The sequence below is a fragment of the Lentzea miocenica genome, assembly GCF_033949945.1.
Classification (GTDB): domain Bacteria; phylum Actinomycetota; class Actinomycetes; order Mycobacteriales; family Pseudonocardiaceae; genus Lentzea; species Lentzea miocenica.
Map to the genome: position 1 here is coordinate 54,700 of NZ_JAXAVW010000031.1, position 23,886 is coordinate 78,585.

General features: G+C 68.9%; 30 protein-coding genes and 2 tRNA genes. 15 read left to right on the top strand and 17 right to left on the bottom strand.

Annotated features, from left to right (window positions below; translation table 11 throughout):
- On the bottom strand, positions 1-360 hold the full coding sequence (locus SK803_RS32780) for a hypothetical protein (RefSeq protein ID WP_319970028.1): 360 nt from the start codon (positions 358-360) through the stop codon (positions 1-3).
- A gap of 154 nt (positions 361-514) precedes the next feature.
- Here SK803_RS32780 and SK803_RS32785 point away from each other — a divergent pair, with 154 nt between their 5' ends.
- The 5 genes from SK803_RS32785 to SK803_RS32805 all read left to right on the top strand — a co-directional run bounded on the left by SK803_RS32785 (position 515) and on the right by SK803_RS32805 (position 3,958).
- A complete protein-coding gene (locus SK803_RS32785) occupies positions 515-1,390 on the top strand; it encodes a hypothetical protein (RefSeq protein ID WP_319970029.1) in 876 nt (291 codons plus the stop codon).
- 64 nt (positions 1,391-1,454) lie between these two features.
- Entirely contained in the window at positions 1,455-1,817 is a 363-nt protein-coding gene (locus SK803_RS32790) for a hypothetical protein (RefSeq protein WP_319970030.1), read from the top strand.
- Positions 1,814-1,945, top strand: a complete 132-nt coding sequence (locus SK803_RS32795) for a hypothetical protein (protein ID WP_319970031.1) — start codon at positions 1,814-1,816, stop codon at positions 1,943-1,945. Before SK803_RS32790 ends, SK803_RS32795 begins: the two co-directional genes overlap by 4 nt.
- Before the next feature lie 4 nt (positions 1,946-1,949).
- Complete coding sequence (locus SK803_RS32800) at positions 1,950-2,621, top strand: response regulator transcription factor (RefSeq protein WP_319970032.1); 672 nt, start codon at positions 1,950-1,952, stop codon at positions 2,619-2,621.
- On the top strand, positions 2,618-3,958 hold the full coding sequence (locus SK803_RS32805) for a HAMP domain-containing sensor histidine kinase (protein ID WP_319970033.1): 1,341 nt from the start codon (positions 2,618-2,620) through the stop codon (positions 3,956-3,958). Before SK803_RS32800 ends, SK803_RS32805 begins: the two co-directional genes overlap by 4 nt.
- Here SK803_RS32805 and SK803_RS32810 read toward each other — a convergent pair.
- From SK803_RS32810 to SK803_RS32820, 3 genes are read right to left on the bottom strand one after another with little or no spacing between them, the layout of a single operon-like run.
- Entirely contained in the window at positions 3,911-4,534 is a 624-nt protein-coding gene (locus tag SK803_RS32810) for a hypothetical protein (protein WP_319970034.1), read from the bottom strand. The genes SK803_RS32805 and SK803_RS32810 overlap by 48 nt on opposite strands.
- A 16-nt stretch (positions 4,535-4,550) precedes the next feature.
- Entirely contained in the window at positions 4,551-5,411 is an 861-nt protein-coding gene (locus SK803_RS32815) for an exodeoxyribonuclease III (RefSeq protein ID WP_319970035.1), read from the bottom strand.
- Positions 5,412-5,434: 23 nt separating this feature from the next.
- Positions 5,435-6,568: an MFS transporter gene (locus tag SK803_RS32820; RefSeq protein WP_319970036.1), complete on the bottom strand. Its 1,134-nt coding sequence runs from the start codon at positions 6,566-6,568 to the stop codon at positions 5,435-5,437.
- Positions 6,569-6,622: 54 nt separating this feature from the next.
- Here SK803_RS32820 and SK803_RS32825 point away from each other — a divergent pair, with 54 nt between their 5' ends.
- Positions 6,623-7,354, top strand: a complete 732-nt coding sequence (locus SK803_RS32825; RefSeq protein ID WP_319970037.1) for an AraC family transcriptional regulator — start codon at positions 6,623-6,625, stop codon at positions 7,352-7,354.
- Here the strand turns inward: SK803_RS32825 and SK803_RS32830 are convergent.
- Positions 7,351-8,052 carry an SDR family NAD(P)-dependent oxidoreductase gene (locus SK803_RS32830; protein ID WP_319970038.1) on the bottom strand — a complete coding sequence of 234 codons (702 nt, stop codon included), beginning with the start codon at positions 8,050-8,052 and terminating at the stop codon, positions 7,351-7,353. The two genes, SK803_RS32825 and SK803_RS32830, sit on opposite strands and share 4 nt — an antisense overlap.
- Before the next feature lie 109 nt (positions 8,053-8,161).
- On the opposite strand from SK803_RS32830, the gene SK803_RS32835 reads away from it, so the two are divergent.
- Positions 8,162-8,725, top strand: a complete 564-nt coding sequence (locus SK803_RS32835; RefSeq protein WP_319970039.1) for a TetR/AcrR family transcriptional regulator — start codon at positions 8,162-8,164, stop codon at positions 8,723-8,725.
- 95 nt (positions 8,726-8,820) lie between these two features.
- Here the strand turns inward: SK803_RS32835 and SK803_RS32840 are convergent.
- Positions 8,821-8,895, bottom strand: a tRNA-Ile gene (locus SK803_RS32840).
- A 104-nt stretch (positions 8,896-8,999) separates the two neighbouring features.
- On the opposite strand from SK803_RS32840, the gene SK803_RS32845 reads away from it, so the two are divergent.
- Positions 9,000-9,461 carry a GNAT family N-acetyltransferase gene (locus SK803_RS32845; RefSeq protein WP_319970040.1) on the top strand — a complete coding sequence of 154 codons (462 nt, stop codon included), beginning with the start codon at positions 9,000-9,002 and terminating at the stop codon, positions 9,459-9,461.
- On the opposite strand, the gene SK803_RS32850 is transcribed toward SK803_RS32845, so the two are convergent.
- A complete protein-coding gene (locus tag SK803_RS32850; RefSeq protein ID WP_319970041.1) occupies positions 9,416-10,273 on the bottom strand; it encodes an oxygenase MpaB family protein in 858 nt (285 codons plus the stop codon). The two genes, SK803_RS32845 and SK803_RS32850, sit on opposite strands and share 46 nt — an antisense overlap.
- A gap of 67 nt (positions 10,274-10,340) precedes the next feature.
- On the opposite strand from SK803_RS32850, the gene SK803_RS32855 reads away from it, so the two are divergent.
- Positions 10,341-11,420, top strand: a complete 1,080-nt coding sequence (locus SK803_RS32855) for a glycosyltransferase family 4 protein (protein ID WP_319970043.1) — start codon at positions 10,341-10,343, stop codon at positions 11,418-11,420.
- A gap of 50 nt (positions 11,421-11,470) precedes the next feature.
- Here SK803_RS32855 and SK803_RS32860 read toward each other — a convergent pair.
- Positions 11,471-11,543: transfer RNA gene (locus SK803_RS32860), tRNA-Asn, on the bottom strand.
- A 143-nt stretch (positions 11,544-11,686) separates the two neighbouring features.
- Between SK803_RS32860 and SK803_RS32865 the strand changes: the two genes are divergently transcribed.
- On the top strand, positions 11,687-11,968 hold the full coding sequence (locus SK803_RS32865) for a YtxH domain-containing protein (protein ID WP_319970044.1): 282 nt from the start codon (positions 11,687-11,689) through the stop codon (positions 11,966-11,968).
- 6 nt (positions 11,969-11,974) lie between these two features.
- On the opposite strand, the gene SK803_RS32870 is transcribed toward SK803_RS32865, so the two are convergent.
- Genes SK803_RS32870 through dnaG form a run of 3 tightly spaced genes read right to left on the bottom strand, consistent with a single transcriptional unit; the run spans position 11,975 to position 15,120 of the window.
- A complete protein-coding gene (locus SK803_RS32870; RefSeq protein ID WP_319970045.1) occupies positions 11,975-12,715 on the bottom strand; it encodes a trans-aconitate 2-methyltransferase in 741 nt (246 codons plus the stop codon).
- Between the two features lie 24 nt (positions 12,716-12,739).
- Positions 12,740-13,231 carry a hypothetical protein gene (locus SK803_RS32875; RefSeq protein WP_319970046.1) on the bottom strand — a complete coding sequence of 164 codons (492 nt, stop codon included), beginning with the start codon at positions 13,229-13,231 and terminating at the stop codon, positions 12,740-12,742.
- The gene (gene dnaG, locus SK803_RS32880; RefSeq protein WP_319970047.1) at positions 13,231-15,120 is read right to left on the bottom strand and encodes a DNA primase; all 1,890 of its coding nucleotides are present in this window, start codon (positions 15,118-15,120) and stop codon (positions 13,231-13,233) included. The genes SK803_RS32875 and dnaG overlap by 1 nt, the downstream gene beginning before the upstream one ends.
- 35 nt (positions 15,121-15,155) lie before the next feature.
- Here dnaG and SK803_RS32885 point away from each other — a divergent pair, with 35 nt between their 5' ends.
- On the top strand, positions 15,156-16,022 hold the full coding sequence (locus SK803_RS32885) for a sigma-70 family RNA polymerase sigma factor (RefSeq protein WP_319970048.1): 867 nt from the start codon (positions 15,156-15,158) through the stop codon (positions 16,020-16,022).
- Positions 16,023-16,118: 96 nt separating this feature from the next.
- Positions 16,119-16,745, top strand: a complete 627-nt coding sequence (locus tag SK803_RS32890) for a dioxygenase family protein (RefSeq protein WP_319970049.1) — start codon at positions 16,119-16,121, stop codon at positions 16,743-16,745.
- A 15-nt stretch (positions 16,746-16,760) separates the two neighbouring features.
- On the opposite strand, the gene SK803_RS32895 is transcribed toward SK803_RS32890, so the two are convergent.
- On the bottom strand, positions 16,761-17,573 hold the full coding sequence (locus SK803_RS32895; RefSeq protein WP_319970050.1) for a class I SAM-dependent methyltransferase: 813 nt from the start codon (positions 17,571-17,573) through the stop codon (positions 16,761-16,763).
- Positions 17,574-17,577: 4 nt separating this feature from the next.
- On the bottom strand, positions 17,578-18,135 hold the full coding sequence (locus SK803_RS32900; protein ID WP_319970051.1) for a carboxymuconolactone decarboxylase family protein: 558 nt from the start codon (positions 18,133-18,135) through the stop codon (positions 17,578-17,580).
- 94 nt (positions 18,136-18,229) lie between these two features.
- Between SK803_RS32900 and SK803_RS32905 the strand changes: the two genes are divergently transcribed.
- A complete protein-coding gene (locus tag SK803_RS32905; RefSeq protein WP_319970052.1) occupies positions 18,230-18,409 on the top strand; it encodes a hypothetical protein in 180 nt (59 codons plus the stop codon).
- On the opposite strand, the gene SK803_RS32910 is transcribed toward SK803_RS32905, so the two are convergent.
- From SK803_RS32910 to SK803_RS32925, 4 genes are all read right to left on the bottom strand, one after another.
- On the bottom strand, positions 18,406-18,924 hold the full coding sequence (locus SK803_RS32910; protein WP_319970053.1) for a Scr1 family TA system antitoxin-like transcriptional regulator: 519 nt from the start codon (positions 18,922-18,924) through the stop codon (positions 18,406-18,408). The two genes, SK803_RS32905 and SK803_RS32910, sit on opposite strands and share 4 nt — an antisense overlap.
- A 78-nt stretch (positions 18,925-19,002) precedes the next feature.
- On the bottom strand, positions 19,003-20,010 hold the full coding sequence (locus SK803_RS32915) for a serpin family protein (protein ID WP_319970054.1): 1,008 nt from the start codon (positions 20,008-20,010) through the stop codon (positions 19,003-19,005).
- Positions 20,011-20,268: 258 nt separating this feature from the next.
- Complete coding sequence (locus SK803_RS32920) at positions 20,269-21,507, bottom strand: deoxyguanosinetriphosphate triphosphohydrolase (protein WP_319970055.1); 1,239 nt, start codon at positions 21,505-21,507, stop codon at positions 20,269-20,271.
- Positions 21,507-22,172, bottom strand: coding sequence for a YdcF family protein (locus SK803_RS32925; RefSeq protein ID WP_319970056.1), 666 nt, complete (start codon positions 22,170-22,172; stop codon positions 21,507-21,509). The genes SK803_RS32920 and SK803_RS32925 overlap by 1 nt, the downstream gene beginning before the upstream one ends.
- A 60-nt stretch (positions 22,173-22,232) precedes the next feature.
- Here SK803_RS32925 and SK803_RS32930 point away from each other — a divergent pair, with 60 nt between their 5' ends.
- Together SK803_RS32930 and SK803_RS32935 are read left to right on the top strand one after the other, a co-directional pair.
- A complete protein-coding gene (locus SK803_RS32930) occupies positions 22,233-22,964 on the top strand; it encodes a Type 1 glutamine amidotransferase-like domain-containing protein (protein ID WP_319970057.1) in 732 nt (243 codons plus the stop codon).
- A gap of 16 nt (positions 22,965-22,980) precedes the next feature.
- A complete protein-coding gene (locus SK803_RS32935; RefSeq protein WP_319970058.1) occupies positions 22,981-23,886 on the top strand; it encodes a serine hydrolase in 906 nt (301 codons plus the stop codon).

Below are 23,886 nucleotides of genomic sequence, written 5' to 3' on the forward strand. Positions count from 1 at the left end.
CTACTGGGCGTGGCTCGCCGCGAGGCTCGTCCGGCATGCCCTGACGACCTGACGATTCGCCGCCGTGTCCGGCGTTCCAGTACCGCACCTGGGACAGAGAAGGCGTGCCGTCGTGTCGTCGACGACCACCTCGAGAGGCTTGCGACACGGGCGGCACCACCGATGTCCGGTGACGGGGATGACGTGGTCCGGTGAGGCCACGCACTGATGCAACCAGCGCCGATGCAGGCCGCAGGTCACGCGGGCGTGGGGATCGAGGCCGAGCTCCTCAGCCAGGTCCTCGGCGCTGAGGACCGCCGTCAAAGTCGAGTCTTCGGCCTCGCAGGAGGTCACCAGCCGCAGGTGCGCGCGTCGCCTCATGCGAAGAATCCTGCTCTTCGGGCGCGGCCAGGTATACCCGCAAAAATACCTGTCTAACCACTTCTTGGACAGAATTCCATTGGACGTAGAACCCTCTTCTCACCCGCTCGTCCGCACCCTACGCTCGAATTCCGACGGCGCAGAGGTATTCCACATGGCTGATCCTGCGTACTTCCCTCCACCGCACTCCGCCCGCATCGGCATGAGCGATGTGGAACAGCTGGAGTCGCAGACCCGTTCCCTCAGGTCGGTCGACTACCAGTACGGCGGAGGCGCGTGCCGGGACGCCGTGGTCGTGCGGATCTACTGGGCGCAGCAGCTGCTGGCGGCCGAAGCGTCCGACGCCGTACGCGCGCGCCTGTTGTCGGCCGTCGCGGATCTGCACAACCTGGCGGGGTGGACGTCGTTCGACAGCGGCCAGATCGGGGCTGCCTACCACCATTTCGACCGCGCGCTGGATTTCGCGCGGCACGACGAGGACCTGACGAGCAACATCGTTTACCGGCGCGGGCGCGTGCATCTGCATCACGGCGCACCGGGTGATGCCCTGGCGTATTTCCAGAGGGGTGCTTTCGCACCGCTGGCGGCGAGCATCATGCACTCGAACGCGGCGTGGGCGTACGCGCGTCAGGCCCGTTCCGCCGAGGCGCTGAGGGCGCTGGGCAAGGCCCAGGACGCGTTCGCGAACGCGGATCTGTCGCACGTGCCGGACTGGGCGCGGTTCCACGACGAGACCGACCTGACCGCGATGATCGGCACCGTCCACGCGGAGCTCGGCGACACCCGCCACGCCATTCCGGCGTTGTCGTCGGCGATCGAGCGGTTCGGGCCGGCGATGGCGCGCAGCTGGACGTTCTGCCTGATCGCGCTGGCGTCGTGCCACTTCCTGGACGGTGACACCGATCAGGGGCAGACCGTCGGGATGCAGGCGATGGTCGCGGCGGAGGGGCTGCGGTCCGAGCGGGTGTGGGATCGGATGCGACCGATGGCGCAGGCGGCGGCGATGCGCGGCATCTCGCTGAGTTCGTGATCTTTGCAGAACCCGAACATTCGGCGGACCCCGCTCTGACGATGCGCGGGCATCGTTCCGTGCCATGAACATTTCGCGAATCGGTGGGCTCGTGCTGGGGATGCTGCTGCTGGGCGCGGGAACCGCGTCGGCGCAGGAACCGATCACGATCAGCCCGGAGAAGGTGCAGCAGATCTGCTCGAACCGCGTGCCGCGGGTCGAGGCGAAGGTGAAGGCCCTGACGGACAGGATCAACGGCACTGCCGAGACGTTGGGGTCGAAGAAGTGGATCGAGCAGAAGGCCGCTGACGCGCGCAAGGCCGGCAACACGGCGCGCGCGGACGTGCTGGACGCCCGGCTGAAGCTGCGGGACGCGCAGCTGGTGAAGATCTCGAAGGCCGGCGAGCGGATCACCAAGTTCAAGTCCGAGCACTGCGGGTCCAAGTGAGGTGGGTCGCCGCGCTGGTTCTGCTGGTGTCGCTGACGGCGTGCCGGGGCGAGACGCCGGTGTCGGACCTCGATGATGTGGAATCAACGCTGAACAGCATCGAGTCGGACATCAACCAGCCGGGGTGAACGCGTGGAACGTGGCCTGGTGCTCGTCGTGGAGGACGAACCGGCGATCGCCGAACTCGTGGCGCTGTATCTGCGGCGCGACGGTTTCGGCGTGCACCTGGAGTCCTCGGGGGACGCGGCACTGGCCGCGGTCCGCGCCCTGTCACCCGTGGCGGTGGTCCTGGACGTCGGCCTGCCCGGCATGAACGGCATCGAGGTCTGCCGTTCGATGCGCGCGTCCGGCGACTGGACCCCGGTGCTGTTCGTGACGGCCCGCGACGACGAGGTGGACCGCCTGCTGGGCCTCGAACTGGGCGCCGACGACTACATCACCAAGCCCTTCAGCCCACGCGAGCTGGCCCTGCGCGTGCGCACGGTCCTGCGGCGCTCTTCTGGTGGTGTGTCAGACGTTCTGCAGGTGGGTTCGGTACGGCTCGACGTCGGCGAACGGCGCGCTTTCGCCGGTGCCGACGAGGTTTCACTGACCTCGACGGAGTTCGGCCTGCTCGCCCACCTGATGAAGTACCCGCGCCAGGTCTTCTCCCGCGAACAGCTGCTCAGCGCCGTGTGGGGCTATTCGTCGGTGGCCGGCACCCGCACCGTGGACGTGCACGTGGCTCAGCTGCGAGCCAAGTTCGGCCCGCTGAGTCCTATTCGGACAGTGCGCGGCGTTGGCTACTCGGCGGACGCGTCATGAACCTGGCCGCCCGGATCGCCCTGCTGTGCTTGGGAGTGGCGTTCGTCGCCGTCCTGGTGGCGGGCTTCGTCTCCACGCGCCTCGTCCTGTCGACCTCGCAACAGGTGAGCCGCGAGATCCTGCGCTCCCAGGCCGACGTGGTGGCAGGCCAGATCTCCAACAACCGCGTCGAACAGGTCCTGGAAGGCCAGGGCATCGCGATCGTCCGCATCTCCCCTTCCGGCGAACTCTCCGGAGCCGACCGCGCGGCCGTCCGCGCGGCCCGTGAGGTAGGCGCCGGCGAAGTGCTCAACGGCTCTGCTGTCTCCCGGGTGAGCGGCCGCCTGAACGTGGAAGCCCGTCAGTCGGGGGCGGGCGGCTTCGCTTTGGTGCAGGAAACCGAAACCAGCAACACCTACCGCAAACTGGTCCGCAACGTCCTGATCGCCCTGGGCATAGGCCTGGCCGTGGCCTGCCTGGCCGGCCTCGCCCTCGGCACCTTCCTGGCCCGCCCACTGCGCCGCGTGGCCTCAGTAGCCCACTCGATGAGCACCGGCCGCCGCGATCTCCGCGTCCCGGTCTCCGGCCCCGAGGAACTGGCCGAGGTGGCAACGTCGGTGAACCTGCTGGCAGATGCCTTGCAGCGCAGCGAATCCCGCCAACGCGACTTCCTGCTCTCCGTCTCCCACGAACTCCGCACGCCACTGACCGCCGTGACCGGCTTCGCCGAATCCCTGGCCGACGGCGTGGTGACCGGCACGCAGGTAGCCCCGGTGGGCACCGTGATCCTCGACGAGGCCCGCCGCCTCGACCGCCTGGTCACCGACCTGCTGGACCTGGCCCGCCTGGGCGCCGACGACTTCCGCCTGGACATGGCCGCGGTGGCCCTGGAACCCGTGGTGCGCTCAGCCGCCGAGGTGTGGCACGCCCGCTCCCACGCCCGCGGCGTGCACTTCGCACTGGAGGTATCAGCGTCCCCGGTGGTGTTCGCCGACGCCCGCCGCCTCCGCCAGGTCATCGACGGCCTGATGGAGAACGCCCTGCGCGTCACGCCCGCCGGCCACCCCGTCGTGCTCTCGCTGTCCTCCGTGCTGGAGGTGCGCGACGGCGGCCCCGGACTGGCGCCGGAGGACTACCCGGTGGCGTTCGACCGGGGCGTGCTGCACGCGCGGTACCAGGAATCGCGACCGGTCGGGACCGGGGTGGGGCTCGCGCTGGTGCACGGGCTGGTGACGCGGATGGGTGGGACGATCAAGGCGGGGCCGGCCGCGGAAGGCGGGGCGGCTTTCACCGTGACGCTGCCACCTCCGTCAGACCTCACCCAGCAGTTGGGAAGGGAACACAACCCGGCTGGATGACGGCAGGCCCTCGCCGTCAGGCGAACCCGCGGCCTTGTTCCAGGCCTCCAGCACCGCAACGAACAGGTCGTCGATCTGCTTGCCGGTACGGGCACCGAGCGAACGGCTCGTCTTCCAGTCGACGTCGCGCCACTGACCGTCCGACGTCCGGCGGGACGCGTTGGCCAACGGCGCCAGTGCTTCCTGCAACCGGTGCTCAAGCCCTTCGCCGATCGCCTTGGGGCTCAAGGCTTCGAGCACGCGGGCAGCCTCGGGCAGCTGCGGCCACGCCACCACCACGACGTGATGCCAGATCTCCGGCGGGTAGGTGTTCGCCAGGTGGTGACTCTCCCCGATGGCCAGGTCCTTGAGCCTGCGCTCGGCCTCCAGCGTCTGACCGACGTACAGCAGTCCCCACTGCAACCAGACCCCGTAGACAGCAGGACCGCTCAGGCCACCGGCCAGTTCGCGCCCGAGCCGGTGCGCGAACTTGTACCTGTGCTGCCGCCAGGCGAGCGATGTCGCCCTGGTCGCCGCGACGTCGCGCATCGCGTGCCACCAGCGGTCGAAGGCGACGTCGGGAACTCCGGGGTCCATCCGGCCAATCTAGCGATCACTTCGACTGAGGCAGCTTGACCTTCTTCTTCGCCCCCGGCGACGACGGCGGCGGCACCACGGGCCCGATGTCCCCGTCCGGCGCCTCGTCCAGATCCACGATCACCGGCGCGTGATCACTCGGCCCGGTCCCCTTGCGTGCGAGCCGGTCGATCCACGCCGCCTTCGCCCGCGGCGCGACGGAGGTCGAGGCCAGGATCAGGTCGATCCGCATGCCCAGGTCGCGGTGGAACATGCCGGCGCGGTAGTCCCAGTAGCTGAAGATCCGCTCGTTCGGCCACCGGTCGCGCACGACGTCGTGGAACCCCAACGCTTCGATGGCCTGCAACGCGGCGCGTTCGGGTTCGGTCACGTGCGTCTGACCGATGTAGGCCTCGGGGTCGAAGACGTCGGCGTCGGTGGGGGCGATGTTGATGTCGCCGCACACCAGGGCGTCCGCGGGGCCGGCTTGCAGGACGTCGCGCAGGGCGGCCAGCCATTCCAGCTTGTACTTGTAGTGGTCGGACTCTGGCTCACGGCCGTTGGGGACGTACAGCGAGTGCACGCGCACTCCGCCGCATGTGGCGGCTACGGCGCGGGCTTCGATGTGCGGGTAGCCGGGTGCGCCGGCTACGCCTACTGCGAGGTCGTCCAGGCCCACGCGGGACAGGATGGCCACGCCGTTCCACTGCGTTTCGCCGAACAGCGCGAACTCGTAGCCGCGCTCTCCCAGGGCGTCGCCCAGCAGGGCCGTGAAGGCGTCGTCGGCCAGCTTGGTCTCCTGCAGGCACACGACGTCGGGCTTCCGCTGGTCCAGCCAGGGCAGGAGCCTCGGCACGCGCTGCTTGACTGAGTTCACGTTCCAGGTCGCCACTCGCACGCGTTCAACCGTAGTCACCGCGCCTAGAGCGCGCATCGCGCTGGTTCGGCCAGACCGCGGGCGGCGACCCAGGCGACCAGCGGCAACACCAGCAGTGCGAGCAGAGCCCACTGCAACGAGGTCACGGAGGCCAGCGCGCCGATCGCGGGTGCGGCCAGCCCGCCGACGCTGACGGCGAGGCCGAGGGTCACACCGCTGGCCGTGCCGAGCCGGTTCGGCAGGTAGTCCTGGCCGAGCGTCGTGTGCAGGGAGAACGGCACGTACAACGTCAACGCGGTCAGCGCGACGAAAATGTACACAGCTGGTCCCGGCACCAGCGCGACGCCTGCGACAGCCGGTATACCGAGCGCATACGAGGTGCGCACCACGCGGATGCGGCCCCAGCGCCCGGCGAGCACGCCGCCGAGCAGCGTGCCGAGAGCGCCGACGCCGAACAGCACGACGAGCGCGACCGAACCCGCGATGAAGCCGCCGACCCGTTGCGCCACCCAGATCGCGAGGAACGTGCCCAGACCGAACGTCACCATCGACCGTGCGATGACCACGACCGTCAGCCGCCCGAACTGACGCCAGTCGTCTCGGCCAACGCGCACCGCGGCAACGTCCACACCCTGCACACCGCGCAGCGCGGCGAACGTCAAAGCGCCACCCACCAGAGCGGGGATCATCAGCAACGGACTCGCACCAAGGCCGCCGAACGCCAGCACGGGCGTGACGAGCACAGGCCCCAACGCGAATCCCGCGTTGCCGCCCAACGCGAACCAGCTCATCCCCACATGACCGTCACGGGCGACGCGCCGGGCAAGCCGGGCCGCCTCCGGGTGATAGGCGGCCACGCCGATGCCGGACAACGCGATCGCGAGCCAGGTGAAGAGGTACGAGTCACTCAGGCCGCACAACCCGATGCCCACGCCGGCGACCATCATCCCGGCCAGGACCAGCCACGGCATGGCCTTGCGATCGGTCAGCACGCCGAACAACGGCTGCAACACCGACGACAGCAACGTCGCGGCGACCGTGATGCCGGCCGCCGCGAGGTAGCTGTAGGACCGTTCGACCACGAGGAACGGCACGACGGCGGGCACGGCACCTTGGTAGAGGTCGTCCACCGCGTGCCCGGCGACCAGGACCGTCATCCGCCATCGAGAAGTGTTCACGCACCGATCGTCGCGGCCGTCAGAGCGTTCGCGATTCCGATATTCTGCCGATGTATGTCGAATTCTCGCCATCAGCCGACAGCGCCGACCGCGAGCCGTGAACTGGCGGCCGCCGCCGGTGTCACCGCGCATTGGCACGACGAGAACCAGATCGTCTACGCCAGCCGCGGCGTCGTTGCCGTGCACACCGAGACGTCACGCTGGATCGCGCCCGCCCACCGTGCGCTGTGGATCCCCGCCGGCACCGTGCACGCACACCGCGCATACGGCGTCACACAGCTGCATTTCCTCGGACTCACCCAGAACCCGTTGAAGCTGCACGAGCCAACGGCCCTGACGGTGTCCCCTCTGCTGCGTGAACTGCTGATCGCCTACACCAACATGAACGACCGAGAAACCCCTGCGGGCAAACGAATGCGCTCAGTGCTGCTCGACCAGATCGCCACCGCCTCCGAGCAACCGGTGCGCGTGCCGACCGCAACGGACCCGCGGCTCACAAAGGTCTGCGCGATGCTCGAGACCGACCCCTCGGACACACGCGGTCTCGAAGCACTGGGACGCGAGGCGGGCGCGAGCGGCCGGACGCTGACCCGGCTGTTCCGCGAGGACCTCGGCATGACGTTTCCCCAGTGGCGCACGCAACTGCGCCTCTACCACGCACTGCGCCTGCTGGCCGAGGGGCAGCCGGTCACCACCGTGGCCCAGCAGTGCGGGTTCGCCACCGCGAGCGCGTTCATCGACGTCTTCCGCCGCTCACTCGGCCACACCCCCGGTTCGTACCTCTAAAGCACGGAGAACACCTCCTCCGCACGGTCCCGCTTCACGAACATCTGCCATGCGGTCTCCGCGACCTCGTCCTGGTCGAGCGTGTGCTCGACCAGGTTGCCGAACCGCTCGGGCCTGCTCGCGACCGCACGATGGATGTCGCCGCGCTCGACGACACCGCCGATGGTGAGCGTGCCCGCGTAAACGCCCTTGTCGGCCAACGCCGCGTTGAGCGTCAACGCGTAGTTGCGCAACGCGGCCGACGAAAGCGCGAGCGCACCGAGCACCGGCATCGGCATCACCGCGCTCAGCCCTCCGGCGAACAGCAGACCGCCCCCGCGCTCGATCACGCCCGGCAGCACGTGCCCGACGACGTCGACGGCCGGATACAGCCAGCCCATGGCCTCGCGCACCTCGTCAGAAGTGGTCGACGTGATCTCGCCGGGCATGTCGTTCAGGTCGGTGGCGCCCGGCCCGTAGTACACGACGTCGACAGCGCCGATCGAGTCCAAAGTGGACAAAAGGTGCTCGCGGTCGCGCACGTCCACAGCGAACGCCCGCGCCTTGACGCCCTTGCCGGCCAGCTCCGCCAGATAGCCCTCGTGCCGGTCACCACGACGCGAGATCAGCACGACCTCGTAGCCCTCGCGACCGAACCGGTGCGCGACGGACATGCCCAGCCCAGGGCCGACCCCGAGCACAACCACGGTGGGAGACATGGGTTTCGCCCTTCCGAACGCTAATTCGAGGCACCCCTCGACTTACTCGTCCGACGCTACCACAGAATTCGAGGGCACCCTCGACTTAACCGCTGAGTAGGATCCGCACATGGTCACCGCGTCGAGGCCCCTGCGTGCGGACGCGGCACGCAACCGGCAGAAGCTGCTGGCAGCGGCCGCGGAACTGTTCGCGGACCGCGGCCTCGACGTGCCGATGGAGCACATCGCCCGCAAGGCCGAGGTCAGCATCGGCACGCTCTACAAGCACTTCCCGACCCGCGAGGACCTGGTGTCGGCGATCTTCCCCGAGCGCCTCGCCGCCCTGGACGTGATCGGCGAGAAGGCCCTGGCCGACCCGGACCCGTGGCACGGCTTCGTCACCTACCTGGACGACCTCTACGCCCTGCATGCCGAGGACCGCGGCCTCAACGACGTCCTCGCGAAGGACCTGCCGAACGCCCCGGAAGTGGTCTCGGCCTGCCACCGCGGCGCGGGCCACGCGGAAACCCTGATCATGCGAGCCATCACGGCAGGAGTCCTGCGGCCCGACTTCTCGATCACCGACATGGCCACGCTGACCAGGGCGATGGCCCAGGTGATCAGGGACGTGCCCGGCGAGTGGCGCCGCTTCCTGTCCATCTACGTGGAAGGTCTGCGCGCAGGGTCAGGCTGAGGCCGCGGGGACTGCGGGGACTGCGGGGTCGCCCCCGCAACATGACGACAACCGAACCGGCGAGCGCTTGCGCGAGCAGGGTCAGGCTGAGGTTGTGGGGCAGGTCGGATTCGAACCGACAACCTGACAGATTATGAGTCTGCTGCTCTGACCGGTTGAGCTACTGCCCCCTCGCAGCCGCAGGCCAAGCCGCTAACGCTGCGTGGTGGAGGATACCGATCAGCCCGAACGGCCCTTGCGCGCCCCCGTGGCGAGCGACACATAGGCTGCACGCGTGCGTTTGACCCTCCGCGACTTCACCCCGGCGGACGAGCCCGAGGTGCTGCGGCTGTTCGCCGACTGCGACGACTGGTTCCAGGCTGCCACGGGGCATCCGTCCGGGCCCGGTGACGTGCAGAGCCTCTTCTACGCGTTGCCGGAGGGTGTGGCGTTCGAGCAGAAGCACCTGCTGGTCGCCCAGGCCCAGGGCATGATCGGGTTCGTCGACCTCGTGCTGGACCATCCGGCGCCGGGCCATGCCAGCATCGGGTTCTTCCTCGTGCCGAAGGACCTTCGCAGGTGGGGCATCGGCAGCGAGATGGTCAAGGCGCTCGCCGAACGGTTCCCGGCGGTCACGCACGTGCACGCCAGGCTCGACGACTTCAAGCCCGGCAACGAGTTCCTCAAGGCGATGGGCTTCACGCTCAACGATCAGGGCGCGGTGCTGGAGATCGCCCCCAGGTCCGACGGCCGGTAACCGCGCGGGTAACCCGGATAGGTGCGATTGCGGGCGTTGGTGAGCTTCAGGACCTTGCGCATCGGCATGCGCCGCACGACAAGAGCGCGCACACGCAGCGCGAGGCGTCCCAACGCCCCGACCCAGGCCGGTGGCGCGGTGAAACCGAACGCGCGCACCATCAGCGGGTCGAGCATCGCGACCACAGCGCGTGAGACCACAGGACGCGCCAACGACGGATACCAGGAGCAGAACAGGTCGAGCGTGTACTGCCCGATCCGCCGGTTCGACTCGGCGAACACGAAGTGCTCCTGTTCGTAGGCCTGCTTGAAGGCCAGGAACTCGTCGAAGCCGGCCGGCACGTCCCGGATCCCCATCCGGGCGCCGACCGCGCGGTAGAAGTGGAACGCGGCCAGCTGCTCGTGGCGGGTCAACGGCCGCCAGCCATACCGCGAAAGCCACTCGATCGGGTCGTAGATGAACGTCGCCAGCACGTAGAGCATGTCGTCGTTGGAGATGTCGTAACGGCCGTGCTGCCGGTTGACCACGCGCAACGCCTCACGTCCGCGCGGGGAGTCGTAGCCGTGCTCCACCAGTTCGGCCATCAGGACCGCGGTGTCGTCGTAGCGCTTCTGCGGGCGGCGTTCGAACTCGCCGGTGCGTGCCAGCAGGCCCGAGATCGTCGGGACGCAGTACGTGCGGAACAGCGCCATCTCCAACGACTTCTGGTAGTCCCACGGGAACTCGAAGCCGGCGGAGATCCGCATTATCTCCTCGTGGTCGGCGACCGGATCCAGCGACGAGATGCGGCGGAGGTTCGCGAAGCGGGACATCCACCCAAGCTGACCCACCCGAGGGCGATCCGAAAGGCCCCAGTCGGATGACGTGGTTCGATGCCCTGTGCGCATCACCTTCATCCTGCCGACCTTCGCTCGCAAGCCGATCGGCGGTGTCCGCGTCGTCTACGAGTACGCGAACAGGCTGGCCGCACTGGGATGTGAGGTCACCGTCGTGCACGAACGGTGGCGGCAGGGCTGGGCTCAACCGGTCGTGCACGTCCGCGAAGCGCTGCGAGACATGTGGAACAGCCTGAGCCCGAACCGACTCCGGACTGCCATGAAGTGGTTCCCGGTGGACAGCCGGGTCCGGCTGGCGATCTTGCCCGTGCTGGAGGCAAGCCGACTGCCACCAGGCGACGTCGTGGTCGCCACGCACTGGACGACCGCGCGGCTGCTCCCCCACCTCTCGCCCGGCCAGGGCAGGCCCGTCCACCTCGTGCAGGGCTACGAGGTGTGGGACGGCACCGACGAGGTCCACGCCGTGCTGACGCTGGACGTGCCCAAGATCGTCGTCTCGTCGTACCTGGCCGGAGTGCTGCGCGGGCTCGGCGTCGACCAGGATCGGATCACGGTCGTGCCCAACGGCCTGGACCTCCGCACGTTCCGGCCGCCGGACGTCGAACGCCCGCGTGGCCGCACAGTCGCGCTGCTGGCCGATCGCCATCAGGTGAAGGGGCTGACAACGGGCGTGGCGGCGCTGACAGATGTCCGGCGCGTCCTGCCCGACCTCACGGTGCACGCGTTCGGCTTCGGTGAACGCCCTGCCGAACTGCCGGAGTGGATGACCTACCACCAGGGCCTGAGCGGCAACTCGCTGGTGGAACAGGTTTATCAACGCAGCGCGGTCTACCTGTGCAGCTCGACGACGGAGGGCTGGGGCTTTCCCGCCGCCGAGGCGATGGCCTGCGGGAGCGCGGTGGTCAGCACCCGCAACGGCGGCGTCGAGGACTTCTGCGTCCACGCCGAGACCGCGCTGCTCGCCGAGGTGGGCGACAGCGCCGGGCTCGCCGAGGCCGTCGTGAAGATGCTGGTGGACGAGGCTTTCCGGGCGAAGTGCGTCCAGGCCGGCTTCCGCGCGGTGTCCCGGATGGACTGGGCCACCTCCGCGAACTCCTTCTACCGCGCAATGCAAAGGGCCTGAAACGAAGCGAGGCCCCATCCGCATCGGATGGGGCCTCACCTGCTGTTAAGCTCCCCCAACTGGACTCGAACCAGTAACCCTGCGATTAACAGTCGCATGCTCTGCCAATTGAGCTATGGGGGAATGTTCTGTTGTGTCTTGCCTGTCAGGCTTGGTTCCTCCTGACAGTGGGTAACTCTACATGGTCCGCAAAACTAGTTCATCAACCACCCCCCACTTTGCGGCAAGATGGGGCCTGACCAGGCACGATGTGAGAGGAGACCCGCATGAAGGGCATCTTGGTCGGTGCGGCGATCGGCTACGTGCTCGGCGCGAAGGCCGGACGCGAGCGTTACGACCAGATCGTGCGTCTCTGGCACCGCTTCACTGCGAACCCCACGGTGCGCAAGACGGCGAGCCAGGCGAAGGACAAGGCGTTCGAGGCGGCCCACCAGGCGAAAGACCTGGCCGCGGACGCTGCGGAAAAGGCCGCGGAGAAGGCTCCGTGGCGGCACCAGGCAGACGCCAACGGCCGCTCCGTCACACCTCCGGCCACGCCGAGGGCGTGACGATCTTCACACCTGGGCCACCGCGAAGATCCGTCTGAACGGGAACCAAGTGGTGCCGTCGGCGCGCTCGGGGTACGCCTCGCGCAGCCGCGGCGCCAGTTCCGCGACGTAGGCCTCCCAGTCCGAAGAGGACAGTGCGGCCCGCACCGGCCGCAAAGCCGTGCCGCTCACCCATTCGAGCACCGGATCCGGGCCGGACAGCCGCTGCACGTACGTGGTCTCCCAGACGTCCACAGAGGAGCAGACCGCCAGCAGCTCGGCGTACTCCACGGGCGCCAGGACCGGCTTCTCCGCCCGGAAGACGTGCGCCAGCCCCGATCCCGCCACCTCGCGGATCAGCCGGTGCGACGCGTCGGCGTAGTTGCCGGGCACCTGGAACGCCAGCCACGCGCCGGAAGGCAGTGCGGACGCCCACTTCTCCACGATCGAGGGATGTGACGGAACCCACTGCAGGACCGCGTTGGACACCACGACATCGGTGTCCGGCAACGGTTCCCAGGTCATCACCTCGTCCACGCGCGCATCCACACCAGCGGCACGAGCGGCTTCGACCATCTCGGAAGACGAGTCGAACGCCTCGATGACCGCGGACGGCCACCGCGAGGACAGCGACAAGGTCAGATTGCCGGGCCCGCAGCCCACGTCCACCACGCGGCGAGGCTCCGAAGCCCCCACGCGCGCCACAAGCTCGTAGAACGGCCGCGCCCGGTGATCGGCGAAGGCCAAGTACTGCGCCGGATCCCACATACGGCTAACAGTACACGCGTACTGCTAGCCCGCAAGCCTCGCGGCGAACCCGGAAACCGCCTCGTGCACGGCCGCGAGATCCACCCCGGCGTCTCCGCGGGCCTGCCACACGACGCCGTCACGGCCGGGAATCTTGCGCTGGAGAATCCACACACCGGGCGACTCGACGCGCTCGCGGTGCCGGATCGACCCCTCCACGCGCTGGCTGATCGCCCGCAGCACCTTGCCGGGGTCGGCGACCGCGAACCGTTGCGCGGGAAGGTCTTCCAGCAGCACGACCGGCCCCTCGGTCGACGCCTCCCTGGCCTCGACCACCCGCAGCGCGCCTTCCCACTTCACCTTGCTGATCAGGTGCCAGCCGATCCTGCGCGGTCCCGGCACCCACAGCCCGAGCGACGTCACGACCAGATGGCCGCCTTCCACCGCGGTGAACGCGATGACGGTCTCCTCGGGCTCCAACGTGCCGGTGAACCCGTCCGGCGCTCCAGAGCCGAACAGCCGTCGAAACAACCCCACTACAGCACTCCCGCGCTCTGCTGCAGGAGCGCCTTGCGGTACTCCTCCAGCGCGACGAGGTCGCCCCACAGCGACCGGTACTCGTCGGCGTCCTTGATCGGGGACAGCCGCCGCAACCGCGACTTCACGTCCTCGACCTGCTTGCCGACCTGCACCTCCTGCAGCCGCGCGATCACCATCGACACGTAACGGAACTCGTCGTTCTGCTTGACGGTCAACGGTTCCACGGCGAGTTCGGTCAGCACGGACCGCACCGACGCGTGCGAGCACGCCTGCGAGATCGCGTCCAGGTACGCCGTGCCCGCGAGCCCGGAGGAAGCGCCACCGGCCTGGCGGATCGCCTGGTGCAGCGCCACGTACGCCGGTTCGGTGAAGGCCTCGTCCGGCAGTGAGTCGTACAGCGGTCCGGCGTACTCGGGCAGCCGCAGCGCGACCTTGAGCACCTCGCGCTGGTGCACCAGCCGCGGGTCGCGCGGGTTCGGCCGGGCCGGGCCGTCGACCTCCACGCCCAGCGCCATCTGGTTCGGGTCGACGCGCTGAGGGGCCGCGGCCGGCGTCTTGCCGCCGGAGACCTGACGGACCCGGCGCACGACCATCGCCTCGTCGTCCCAGCCGACCCACCAGGCCAGCCGCGTCGCGTACCCGTCCCGCTTGGCGCGGTCCTTGATCTGCGCGACGAACGGCACCATCTTCTTGAGCGCCTCGACGCGCCCGTCCACCGAGTCCAGGTCGTACGCCCGCAGCTGCGCCTTGATCGCGAACTCGATCAACGGCGTGCGCCGCGCCACCAGGTCGCGCACCGCGACGTCGCCCTTGGCCTGCCGCAGCTCGCACGGGTCCATGCCGTCCGGCGCCACCGCGATGTAGGTCTGCGCGGAGAAGTGCTGTTCACCGTCGAACGCCTTCAGCGCGGCCTTCTGGCCCGCCTCGTCGCCGTCGAAGGTGAAGATGACCTCGCCGTTCACGTCGTCGTCGATCAGCAGCCTGCGCAGCACGTTCATGTGGTCCGTGCCGAACGCCGTGCCGCAGGAGGCGACCGCCGTCGGCACGCCGGCCAGGTGCATCGCCATCACGTCGGTGTAACCCTCGACGATGACGGCCTGCTTGCGCTTCGCGATCTCCCGCTTGGCCTGGTCGAGCCCGAACAGCACCTGCGACTTCTTGTAGATCATCGACTCGCTGGTGTTGAGGTACTTCGCCTGGATCGGGTCGTCGTCGAAGATCCGCCGCGCGCCGAAGCCGACGACCTCGCCGCCGATGTCCTTGATCGGCCACAGCAACCGCCGGTGGAACCGGTCGATCGGCCCCTGGCGGCCCTCCTTGGTGAGCTGCGACTTGATCAGCTCGGTGAGCTCGAAACCGCGCCCCAGCAGGTGCTTGGTGAGCTTGTCCCAGCCGCCGGGCGCGAAGCCGCAGCCGAACTGCCGGGCCGCCGCCTCGTCGAACCCGCGCTCGGCCAGGAACTCCCTCGCCGCCTGCGCCTCCGGCGTCGCGAGTTGCTCGGCGTAGTACTCCGCGGCCGCCTTGTGCGCCTCGATGAGCCTGCTGCGGGTGCCCCGATCGCGCTGGATCGTGACGCCGCCGCCCTCGTAGGTGAGCTGGATGCCCGCCCGGTCCGCGAGCCGCTCGACGGCCTCCACGAACGACAGGTGCTCGACCTTCATCACGAAGGCGATCACGTCGCCGCCCTCGCCGCAGCCGAAGCAGTGGAACGTGCCGTGCGACGGGCGGACGTTGAACGAGGGCGTCTTCTCGTCGTGGAACGGGCACAAGCCCTTGAGCGCGCCTCCGCCGGCCCTCTTCAGCGAAACCTGGTCGCCGACGACCTCATCGATCTGGCTGCGCTCACGCACCAACGCGATGTCGCTCTCCCTGATGCGTCCTGCCACGTCCCCGAGTCTAATCCCCTGGCAAACTGCCAACCGTGACCGCGGCCGACGACTTCGCACTCCATCGCACCCACCTCGTGGGCGTCGCGTACCGGCTGACCGGCAGCGTCGCCGACGCCGAGGACGCCGTGCAGGAGGCGTGGCTGCGCTTCTCAGCGGCCGAGGGCATCCGCGACGTGCGCGGCTGGCTCACGACCGTGGTGAGCCGCATCTGCCTCGACCGGCTGCGGTCCGCGGCCGTGCGCCGGGAGACCTACGTGGGCTCCTGGCTGCCGGAACCGCTGCTCACCACCGGCGAGGACGCGGACCCGCTCGCGTCCGTCGTGCGGGACGACGGCGTGCGGATGGCGGCGCTGGTCGTGCTGGACCGGCTCACCCCCGAGCAACGCGTCGCCTTCGTGCTGCACGACGCGTTCTCGTTGCCGTTCAACGAGATCGCGGACACCCTCGGGCTGACCCCGGAAGCCGCCCGCCAGCACGCCTCGCGCGCCCGCAAGGCCGTCGCGGGCGCCGAGCCACCACCTCGCGCGGCACTGGCCGAGCAGCAGGAGGTGCTGGAGAAGTTCCTGCGGGCCATGGCCGGCGGCGACATCGAGGCCGTGCTGGGCCTGCTGCACCCGGACGCGGTGATGATCGGCGACGGCGGCGGCAAGGTGCGCACCGCGGTCAACACGGTCTCCGGCGCGGACAAGGTCGCCCGGTTCTTCCTCGGGCTGCTGCGCAAGTACGGCTACCCGGAGCACCGGCCGGTGTTCGTCAACGGCGATCTCGGTGTGGTCATGGCGGCGCAGGGCGACGTGGCGGCACGCGTCACCACGTTCACCGTGCACGACGGCAAGGTCGCCGCCATCTACGACATCGCGAACCCGGACAAGCTCGGTCACGTGGACTTTTTGGTCTAGACCGTAACTGGTCCCGGTTTCGTTTCGACGCTAACGTTTTCGCCGCTGGTCCAGCCCAAGCCCCCTGCCGCGGGTTGCAACCACCGGAGTCCGATCATGCCCGAACACGACCTGCCCACCCGCCGGGCGTTCCTGGCGACCGGTGCGGCCGCCGCGGTCGCGCTGACCGCCGCGGGTACCACCACCGCTCGAAGCGCCCCTCTCCCCCTGACCCCGACCTGCGTCGATGACGACGACACCCCGTCGAACATCGAAGGTCCCTACTTCAAGCGGAACTCCCCGCAGCGCACGAACCTGCGCACACCTGGCGTGACCGGCGTCGTGCTCAGCATCACCGGGTTCGTCTACACGATGAAGTGCGCGCCCATCCCCAACGCACTGCTGGACTTCTGGCAGGCCGACAACCGGGGCGTGTACGACAACACCACGTTCAAGATGCGTGGGCACCAGTTCACGAACGCGTCCGGTGCCTATGTGCTGGAAACGATCGTGCCGAAGGACTATCCGGGCCGCACCCCGCACATCCACGTCAAGGTGCAGGCGCGGAACGGCCGGATCCTCACCACGCAGCTGTTCTTCCCGGACAACCTCAGGGCGTACGGGATGAACGTGGCCGCGCTGAACCGGCGCGACGCCTACCTCGACCGCGAGTGCGAGGTCGAGCTGGGCCCGCTCATCGGCAACCGCTACACCGCCAAGTTCGACTTCGTCATCGAAGCCTGAGCACCAACCCGAACATCACCAACGCAGTCGCAGCAACTTCCCGACGTCGCGGAGCTTCGGGGTCGCGCTGACGACCTTCATCTGGATCCTGCCGGACCTGGGCAACGCGTCCAGGTGCGGCAGGTCCACGCTGCGCCAAGCGTCCACAGTGGTCAGTCCGGGGCGCAGCGCCTCGATCTCGCGCGGGTCGTCCACGCCCCAGTGCAACGTCGCCCCGGCGTTGCGCACGGCCGGAACGAGCTTCTGCAGCTTGATCCCCCACGAGCCGTAGACGTCGAACAACAGCTCACCACTGGCGAACCGGCGGGTGATCCGGCTGATCAGCGCGTGGCCCTCCGCCTGGGTGAGATACATCGAGAGGCCCTCGAACACGGCCACCGCCGGGCGGTCGGCGGGCACCTCGTCGAGCCAGGCGTCCTCGGTGACCGACGACGCGACGAGCCGGTAGTCGCCCGCCGGCTCGGGCAACAGCTTGTGCCGCAACGCGACGACGTCCTGCATGTCGACGTCGACCCACCGCACGGTGTCCGGCCGCTCGATGCGGTGCGCGCGCGTGTCCAGCCCGCAGGCCAGGTGCAGCACCGTGCAGGACGGGTTGCGCCGCAGGAAGTCGCGGGTCCAGTCGTCGAGCGTCTTCGCGCGGATGGCGACACCGACCGCGGTGGTCGTGGTCATCCCGGTCTTGCCGAAGTCGTAGTCGATCCGGTCGACCGCACGCCGTGCCTCGTCGTCGTGCAGCACGGAGGTGGCCCGCCCGCTGTCCAGCGCCCGGCCGTACAGCGTGGCGAGCATGGTCTCCTGTGCACCCGTCAGGGTGATCTTCTCCACCCGTCTAGTTTGTCGGAACGCGGCAGGCTTCGCCGCTGGTGAACCCCTGGTCCTTGATTTCGAACGCGCTGTTGAACCGAGCGCGCTGGTTCTCCAGTGCGATCTGGTAGGTCAGCGCGATCAGTTCCTTGCGTCCCAGCAGCTTTTCCAGCTCCGCGACCTGCTCGTCCGTGACGCTGACGGGCGTGTCGGTCATCGCGTCGGCGTAGGCGAGCGCCTTGCGTTCGAGGTCGGTGAACAGCTCGGACGTCGCGTAATCGTCGATGTGCTTGAGCCGTTCGATGTCCAGACCGCCGTGCCTCATCAGCATCGCGCCGAAGTCCACGCACCACGAGCAGCCGAGCTTCACGGCCGTCCGGTAGACGCAGAGCTCGAACAACGGCCCGTGGATCGCCTTCTTGACCGCCAGCTCGTGCCGGCCGCTCGCGATCAGGAGCTTCGGGTGGTGCGCCATGACCGTGACCGGCTCCGGCACCGCGCCGAACTCACGCCGCGCGAACCAGTACAGGGCCTTGGTGAGCAGGCCCGCGTCCTTCTTGGTGACTCCCTTGATCCTCGTCATGCTCTCTGGACGAGGTGGTTCCCCAGAACGTGACAGAGAATGTGACACCTTTGGGTGACTGGGTTGCGAGGCGGCCAGCTCATAGGGTCCATCCATGAGCAACGACTTCGTGCTGGACATCGATCACGAGTCGGCCGGCCTGCTGGCGGGAACATTGCTGGCGGGCGACTCGTGTGCGGTGCCGGTGCGTCACCAGAACGTCCGCCTGCTGCTGTGCGCGCTGCCCGGCGAGAACGGCATGCGGCTCTTCCTGCGCCGCAACACCCCGAACTAACGGTCGTACACGGCCACGTACTCCATCAGCACGTCACGCGACCGCTCGTTGTCGAGGGCAACCGCGTGCATGCGCTGAAACACCTGCATGGCCCGTTCAACGGTGGCCGCGTCGCTGACGAGCGCCCAGTTCGCGAGGTAGACCAGCGGCGGCTCGTGCTCGTACTGGATCAGCGCGTAGTCGAGCCCGACCGCCGCCGCCCCGCCCGCGCTGGCCGGCACGACCCGGATCGACGGCGCGTGGAACAGCAGGTGCAGGACCTGGTCCTCCATCAGCCGGTTGTTCCCCACCACGGTCTGCAACGCGTACTCGTGGATGAAGAACACGCACTGTGGCAGCACACCGTCGCGCTGCAGATCCGGCGACGGCGCGAGGCCCAGCGCGGTGGCCAGCGCTTTCGCGTAGCACTCGGTTCGCAGGAGGACAGGAACTGTGACGCCGCTGAAGCAGGTGATTTGCGTGGCGCCCGCCGCGGCGAGCACGACGAGCTGCTCGCCGGCACCGTGCTGGGTCATACCTGGAACGGTAAAGCCATGATCATGATCTCGCCGCGCGAAACGCCCGCACATCAGGGCGAATGGTGCCGAAATTGGTTACGGACGGGCGACCTGCGCGAGGAAGTAGACGGCGCCGGACCGTGCGTGCCGGACGGCGAGCAGGAACGGCCTGTCCACGTTCACCACGATCGGCTCCGCCGGGATCTCGATCGACACCGTCCGGAACGTGACAGCGGTGGCCGCCGCACCCTCCAGCCCCTCCTCGTCCAGCCGCAGCACGGCCTCGTGGATGACGTCGTCGACGAACAACCGCTCATCCGGCGAAAGCCCGCTGAAGTCGGCGTCGCGTGCGAACATGCGCCGGACTCCCAGCCGTTCCAGCACTCCCCTGAGCTGGAACTTCTCCCGAACGTCCACTTTGGGCAGTGACAGCTCGAGGTTCACCCGGTTGGCGGCCTGCAGAACCGAGCGGTCCAGCGGCTGGTCCAGCGAGGTGTCGGGTAGCAGGATCACGGCCTCCACCCCGGAGTCCGCGGGCAGCACGATCGTCTGCCAGCCGTCGTGCCGGGCGTAGCGGAACTTCTCGGTCACCTTCATCGTCGGCACGGACACGTCGCCGCCGGGCGCGTGGAACGGCCTGTCCGCGGTCTCCCAGGCGGAGAACGCGTTGAGCCAGCCCACCTTCAGGTACAGCGCGTTGACGATGATCGCCGCGGCGTCCGCGGGCGGCGCGTCCGTCAGCAGTTCGGGGATCAGGCCGCGGGTGGTCTCGGCGACGTCGGTGTTGACCATCTTGCGGACCGTCGCGGGGTCGGAGAACGCCGTGCGGCGCACCGAGGAGGTCAGCGAGAAGTCCGGGTTCAGCGTCAGGTCGTCGTCGGCCCACAACGTGTTCGCGACGGCCAGTTCGGGCACGTCCAGCGCGTCGGTGGCGTCGAAGCCGGCCAGCAACGCGTCGAGTTCGGAACGGGTCTCACCGCGCGCGGCCTCACGGGCCAACGCGAGCGCACTGGCCACCGAGAAGGGCGACCAGCACGCGTTGGAGGACGGATCAGGGACGGCGACGCGGTGCATGGTCAGAGCGAAGTCGGCCTGATCGGTCACGAGGTTCTCCCTAAGAACGTGGATCTTGCCTAAGAACGCGGATCCGGCAGTGACATCACGATCGGGTCTTCCGGGACGGGCCGCTCCCCCGCTCCTCCCATCGGCCCGGGTGGCTTGGGGTGGCGGGGTTCGCGCACACCGGCGCTACCGTCGTCGTCCCCCTGGTCGTCGAAGCCCACGGGCACGGCTTCCCGGCTTGGTCTGCGCCATGGCCATCTTCGGCCCGGCGGTCTGGATTCGTCCGCCATGCCTTCGAAGCTACGCCGATGCGCGGTGCCAGGCCACGGCCTGCGCGTCGGTGAGCAGCGCGACCTGGTCGATGACGACGCGAAGCCTTGCCTCATAAGAGGAAGCGGCCGCGAACACCGGGCGGAACGCGGGGTCGAGCAGCGTCGGGCGCTCCATCAGGCGGACGACGAGATCGGTGATCAGGTCACGTTGCTCGGCCTGCATGGCGAGGCGGGCCGGGTCGCTCATCACGTACCGGACGGCCATCGCCTTGAGCAGCGCCACTTCCGCCGCCACCTGCCGGGGGATCTCCAGCGACGCCGAGTAGCGGGTCAGCGCGCCGTCGCCGTGCACCTCGCGGGTCGCGGTGACGGCGGCGCTCGCGAACCTGCCGACCAGTTCGCTGGTGAGGTTCTTCAACGCCACCTGCGCGCCGAGCGAGCCGTCGTACTCGCGGTCGGTCCAGTACGCGATCACCGGCAGCGCGAGCAGTTCCTCGGCGGTGGCTTCGAGCGTGGTCACGGACTCGTCGGAGAACGTCTTCGCGGCGAGCGACGCGATGGCGCCGCGTTCGTCGGGACGGCCCAGCGCGCCGAGGCTGATGCGGTGGGCCAGCACGCCGTCCTCGACGTCGTGCACCGAGTACGCCACGTCGTCGGACCAGTCCATCACCTGCGCCTCGATGCACTGTGCGCGTTCGGGTGCGCCCGCACGCATCCACTCGAACACCTCGAGGTCGTCGTCGTACACGCCGAACTTCACCGTGCCCGGCGTGCGCGGCCACGGGTACTTCGTCGACGCGTCGAGCACCGCGCGCGTGAGGTTCAGTCCGTGCGCGGTCTTGGGCTCCAGGCGGGCGAGGATGCGGAACGTCTGTGCGTTGCCCTCGAAGCCACCGCACGGGCCGGCGAGCTCGTTCAACGCTCTCTCGCCGTTGTGCCCGAACGGCGGATGCCCGATGTCGTGCGCGAGGCCGGCGGTGTCGACGATGTCCGGGTCGCAGCCCAGTTCCTCACCGATGCCGCGGCCGATCTGCGCGACCTCCAACGAGTGCGTGAGGCGCGTGCGAGGGACACCGGTGACTTCGGAACCCTCGCCGGGGCCGACGACCTGGGTCTTGCCCGCGAGCCGGCGCAACGCCGCGGAGTGCAGCACGCGGGCCCGGTCCCGGGAGAACGGCGTGCGCGTGTCCTTGCGGGCACCCGGCAGCGCGCCGCTCTTGGGGTCTTCGGGGAGCAGGCGTTCCCCGTCGTGGCGGGTGTATCCCATCAGCCGATATTAGGCAGTTTGAGCTCGTCGAACACTCCTGCGTGCGCCTTCATCAGGCGGTAGTACAGCAAGGCTCCGGTCTCGCGCTTGATGTAGAACCACTGCGTCTCACGCGTCTGCACGTTCGGGCCGCTGCGGGTCGGTGACGTCCAGGCGTGCAGACCGGCGTCCTCCGCCATCGTGCGGGCGCGCAGCGAGTGCCACGGGTCGCTCACGATCACGGCGGTCTTCAGGTCGCGTTCCTTGGCCACCGACGCGACGGCCCTGAGCGAGCCGAGGGTGTCCGCGCCCTCGCCTACCTGCAGCACGCGGTCCTCCGGGACCCCGCGCTTGACCAGCCAGAGCTTGCCGACCTGGCCCTCGGTGAAGTTGTCGCCGGGCTGGCGGCCGCCGGTCGTGGCGATGTAACCGACGACGCCCTCCTTGTAGAGGCCGAGCGCGTGCTCCAGCCGGGCTTCGAGCACGTCGGACGGGACGCCGTTGTACTGCGCGGCACCGAGGACGATCGCCATGTCGGCCTTCGTCCAGTCGTCCACCCGCGCGACCTGCCACACGCGGAACGCCGTGCCGCCACCCACGAGCACACCGATGACCAACGCGCCGAAGAACAGGCGCAGCACGATCCGGCGAATCCTGGCCAGTGGTTTGAGGGGTGGGGTACGCACCCCTGCATGCTCCCAGAACCGGGCGGGCCCCGCGTTGACGCCCCTGCGAGGATCATCGTCATGCCTGCTGAGCAGCCCACCATCCTCGCCACCTCTGGAGGTCTGCGCTCCGGGCGCCGGACCTTCGTCGAGTTCGGCAAGCTGATCCACTTCGCCCTGGACCTGTCCGGCGTGGAAGGCCGCAGGCCCCGGCTCTGCCACGTGGGCACCGCCGGGGGCGACCAGCGGCACATGAACGCGAACATGGCGGAAGCGGGCATGGTCGCGGGCGTCGACGTGTCGATCCTCAACCTCTTCACGATGCCGCCGACCGACGACCTCGAGGACTTCGTGCTGTCCCACGACGTCGTGTGGGTGGGCGGCGGATCGGTCGCGAACCTGCTCGCGGTGTGGGAGGTGCACGGCCTCGGCGCGGTCTTCCGCAAGGCGTGGGAGGCCGGCGTCGTGCTCAGCGGCGTGTCGGCGGGCTCGATCTGCTGGCACGCGGGCGGCGCCACGGACTCGTTCGGCCCGGACCTGCGGATCGTCACGAACGGTCTCGGCTTCCTGCCCTACGGCAACGGCGTGCACTACGACTCCGAGGAGACCCGCCGCCCGAAGATCCACGAGGCGGTGGCCGCGGGCGTGCTGCCGACGACCTACTGCACCGACGACGGCGTCGGCCTGCTCTACCGCGGCACCGAGCTCGTCGAAGCGGTGACGGAACGGCAGGGCTCCGGCGCATACGTGGTGGTCAGGGAGGATTCTTCAGCAACCGCACAGGAGGAAAAGCTCGACACCAGGCTCCTCTGACGCGGAACTTGGAAGTGTGCGCTGGGCTCTGATCCTCTTCCTCGTCGCGGCGGTGTTCGCCATCCCGGACGCCTCGCCGTGCCACGCCCACGCGAAGCCTTCCGCTGAAATGTCGCGCGGTCCCGACATACTGGATGCAGACGACGGTTCCGCGGACGACACCACCGACGACCCCGGCGCCGACATATCGCATACCAGCCCCGATATATCGGATACCGCCAGCTCGTCGGCAGTATCCACCATGTCCGCAGCTGATATGTCGGCTGCGATCGCGGCCGGCGGCAAGTCCGACGTCGGCGTCGCCGTCATGGACCTCGAAACCGGCCAGGTCGTCTCGCAACAGGGCGACCAGCCGTTCTACTCGGCGTCACTGTCGAAGCTGATCCTTGCCATCGACGCGTTGCGACAGCCGTTGTCCGAAGACGACCGGGACCTGATCCACCGAGCGTTGAGCGCCAGCGACGACGAGGCGATGGACGTGCTGTGGACGAGGTTCGACGGCATGGAGGCCATCGGCCGCGTCGCCGCCGAAGCAGGCCTCACCGGCACCCACGCCCCGGAGGACCCGTCGCAGTGGGGCGAGGTCGTCATCACCGCGAACGACATGGTCAAGCTCTACCGGTACATCCTCGCCTCACCGGAGCGGGACACGATCGTCGCGGCGCTGTCGTCCGCCCCCACCACCGCCGCCGACGGCTTCGACCAGACGTTCGGCCTGCTCGGCATCACCGGCGTGTACGCCAAGCAGGGCTGGATGTACTACCTGCCCAGCGACGTCTACCTGCACAGTGCGGGCGTCCTCGACAACCGCTACGCCGTCGCCGTGCTCACCACGAGCCCGACCGGCTCCTGGACCACCGCCCGGCAGTCGATCAACGCCGTCACCAAGGCCGTCCTGGCGAAGCTCGGCGTCAACGGCTGA

Coding starts and splice junctions, on each gene's coding strand:
- SK803_RS32780 (WP_319970028.1), bottom strand. CDS start 360: ATGAGGCGACGCGCGCACCTGCGGCTGGTGACCTCCTGCGAGGCCGAA.
- SK803_RS32785 (WP_319970029.1), top strand. CDS start 515: ATGGCTGATCCTGCGTACTTCCCTCCACCGCACTCCGCCCGCATCGGC.
- SK803_RS32790 (WP_319970030.1), top strand. CDS start 1,455: ATGAACATTTCGCGAATCGGTGGGCTCGTGCTGGGGATGCTGCTGCTG.
- SK803_RS32805 (WP_319970033.1), top strand. CDS start 2,618: ATGAACCTGGCCGCCCGGATCGCCCTGCTGTGCTTGGGAGTGGCGTTC.
- SK803_RS32810 (WP_319970034.1), bottom strand. CDS start 4,534: ATGGACCCCGGAGTTCCCGACGTCGCCTTCGACCGCTGGTGGCACGCG.
- SK803_RS32825 (WP_319970037.1), top strand. CDS start 6,623: ATGTCGAATTCTCGCCATCAGCCGACAGCGCCGACCGCGAGCCGTGAA.
- SK803_RS32830 (WP_319970038.1), bottom strand. CDS start 8,052: ATGTCTCCCACCGTGGTTGTGCTCGGGGTCGGCCCTGGGCTGGGCATG.
- SK803_RS32835 (WP_319970039.1), top strand. CDS start 8,162: ATGGTCACCGCGTCGAGGCCCCTGCGTGCGGACGCGGCACGCAACCGG.
- SK803_RS32850 (WP_319970041.1), bottom strand. CDS start 10,273: ATGTCCCGCTTCGCGAACCTCCGCCGCATCTCGTCGCTGGATCCGGTC.
- SK803_RS32865 (WP_319970044.1), top strand. CDS start 11,687: ATGAAGGGCATCTTGGTCGGTGCGGCGATCGGCTACGTGCTCGGCGCG.
- SK803_RS32870 (WP_319970045.1), bottom strand. CDS start 12,715: ATGTGGGATCCGGCGCAGTACTTGGCCTTCGCCGATCACCGGGCGCGG.
- SK803_RS32890 (WP_319970049.1), top strand. CDS start 16,119: ATGCCCGAACACGACCTGCCCACCCGCCGGGCGTTCCTGGCGACCGGT.
- SK803_RS32900 (WP_319970051.1), bottom strand. CDS start 18,135: ATGACGAGGATCAAGGGAGTCACCAAGAAGGACGCGGGCCTGCTCACC.
- SK803_RS32905 (WP_319970052.1), top strand. CDS start 18,230: ATGAGCAACGACTTCGTGCTGGACATCGATCACGAGTCGGCCGGCCTG.
- SK803_RS32910 (WP_319970053.1), bottom strand. CDS start 18,924: ATGACCCAGCACGGTGCCGGCGAGCAGCTCGTCGTGCTCGCCGCGGCG.
- SK803_RS32920 (WP_319970055.1), bottom strand. CDS start 21,507: ATGGGATACACCCGCCACGACGGGGAACGCCTGCTCCCCGAAGACCCC.
- SK803_RS32930 (WP_319970057.1), top strand. CDS start 22,233: ATGCCTGCTGAGCAGCCCACCATCCTCGCCACCTCTGGAGGTCTGCGC.